The sequence below is a fragment of the Stenotrophomonas sp. 2YAF22 genome, assembly GCF_052114665.1.
GTDB classification, from domain to species: Bacteria; Pseudomonadota; Gammaproteobacteria; order Xanthomonadales; family Xanthomonadaceae; genus Stenotrophomonas; species Stenotrophomonas indicatrix.
Genome location: NZ_JBFRFE010000694.1, coordinates 1 through 2,061, shown reverse-complemented (window position 1 = coordinate 2,061; position 2,061 = coordinate 1). Strand labels below are relative to the sequence as shown.

Genomic DNA, 2,061 nt, shown 5'->3' with positions numbered 1-2,061 from the left:
CCTGTGGATCGGCTGTTCCGACTCGCGCGTGCCGGCCAACCAGATCATCGGCATGGCCCCGGGTGAGGTGTTCGTGCATCGCAACGTGGCCAACGTGGTGGTGCATACCGACCTGAACTGCCTGAGCGTGATCCAGTACGCCGTGGACCAGCTGAAGGTGAAGCACATCCTGATCGTTGGCCATTACGGCTGCGGTGGCGTGCACGCCAGCCTGAACAACACGCGGGTGGGCCTGGCCGACAACTGGCTGCGCCATGTCGGTGACGTGGCACAGAAGCACGCCGCGATCATGGATGCGATCGAGGAGCCGGAGCTGAAGCATGCCCGCCTGTGCGAACTGAACGTGATCGAGCAGGTGGTCAACGCCTGCCGCTCGACGATCGTGCAGGACGCCTGGGCCCGCGGCCAGAAGCTGATGGTGCACGGCTGGGTGTACAGCCTGAAGGACGGCCGCGTGCGCGAAATGGGCATCGACGTGGGCGCACCTGAAGAACTGCAGCCGGCCTACGAGAAGGCCCTGTCCTACGTTCCGCGCCGCGGCCGGCGCGACTGACCCTCCCTTACGGACACCCCCCATGCTTGCCTCCCCCATCAACCTGCTGGGCTGGATCGAGGAAAACCGGCATCTGTTGAAGCCGCCGGTCGGCAACAAGATGATCGACAACGGCGATTTCATCGTGATGGTGGTCGGCGGGCCGAACAGCCGCACCGATTTCCACTACGACGAAGGCCCGGAGTGGTTCTACCAGCTGGAAGGCGAGATGGTGCTGAAGGTGCAGGAGGATGGCGCGGTGCGCGATATCCCGATCCGTGCCGGCGAAATCTTCCTGCTTCCGGGCCAGGTGCCGCACTCACCGCGGCGCCCGCCCGGTGGCATCGGCTTGGTGGTCGAGCGCAAGCGCCTGCCGCATGAACGCGATGGCGTGATCTGGCATTGCGAGCGCTGCAACCACAAGCTGTACGAAGAGTACTTCACGCTGCAGAACATCGAGACCGACCTGCCGAAGGTGTTCGCGCGCTACCAGGCCAGCCTGGAACTGCGCACCTGCAGCGAGTGCGGCCACGTGGATCCGTTGCCGGCGCCAGCGGCGGACTGACGGCGCTCCGCCCCCGGTAGATGCCCACCTTGGTGGGCGCTTGTTCGCACGTGCGCCAACCAAGGTTGGCCACTACCGGATCATGCGGCGCTGGCGCTGGGTGCGCAGCTACCGGGTGATGCCCCAGGCGCTACACTGRCAACCCCGTTGCAGCCTGTTGCCCGACCATGTCCGACCTGCTCAGCCGCACCCACGCCATTGCCCTTGATGCCGCCGATCCGCTGCGGCCGCTGCGGCAGGAATTCCTGATTCCGCGCCACGGTGGCGGTGAGCAGACCTACTTCGTCGGCAACTCGTTGGGCCTGCAGCCGCGCGGCGCGCAGGCTGCGGTGCAGGAAGTGATGAAGCAGTGGGGCGAACTGGCGGTGGAAGGCCACTTCACCGGGCCGACCCAATGGCTGTCGTATCACCGCCTGGTCAGCGCACAGCTGGCCCGCGTGGTCGGCGCGCTGCCCAGCGAAGTGGTGGCAATGAACACGCTGAGCGTGAACCTGCACCTGATGATGGTCAGCTTCTACCGGCCCACGGCCGAACGCCCGGTGATCCTGATGGAAGCCGGCGCGTTCCCGACCGACCGCCATGCGGTGGAAGCACAGATCCGCTTCCATGGCTTCGACCCGGCCGACTGCCTGGTGGAAGTGCAGCCGGATGAAGCCAACGGCACGATCTCGATGGCCGCCATCGAACGCGCGATCGCCGCGCACGGTCCGCGCCTGGCGCTGGTGCTGTGGCCCGGTGTGCAATACCGCAGCGGCCAGGCCTTCGACCTCGATGCGATCACCCGCGCCGCACGCCTGCAGGGCGCACGCATCGGCTTCGACCTGGCGCACTCGGTCGGCAACCTGCCGCTGCGCCTGCATGACATCGCGCCGGATTTTGCCGTGTGGTGCCACTACAAGTACCTCAACAGCGGCCCCGGCGCAGTGGCCGGTGCCTTCGTGCACGAGCGCCATCATCGCGACAC

The 2,061-nt window shown here is 66.6% G+C and carries 3 protein-coding genes; all 3 read left to right on the top strand.

Features of this window, described 5'->3' with window-relative positions; genetic code table 11:
• A partial coding sequence (locus AB4Y84_RS20030) for a carbonic anhydrase (RefSeq protein ID WP_442250764.1) occupies window positions 1–553 on the top strand: 553 nt, incomplete at its 5' end.
• 22 nt (window positions 554–575) lie between these two features.
• Window positions 576–1,097, top strand: coding sequence for a 3-hydroxyanthranilate 3,4-dioxygenase (locus tag AB4Y84_RS20025; protein ID WP_442244324.1), 522 nt, complete (start codon window positions 576–578; stop codon window positions 1,095–1,097).
• A 167-nt stretch (window positions 1,098–1,264) separates the two neighbouring features.
• Window positions 1,265–2,061 (top strand): kynureninase (kynU, locus tag AB4Y84_RS20020; RefSeq protein WP_442250763.1); only part of this gene is annotated, 797 nt, incomplete at its 3' end.

Coding starts and splice junctions, on each gene's coding strand:
- AB4Y84_RS20025 (WP_442244324.1), top strand. CDS start 576: ATGCTTGCCTCCCCCATCAACCTGCTGGGCTGGATCGAGGAAAACCGG.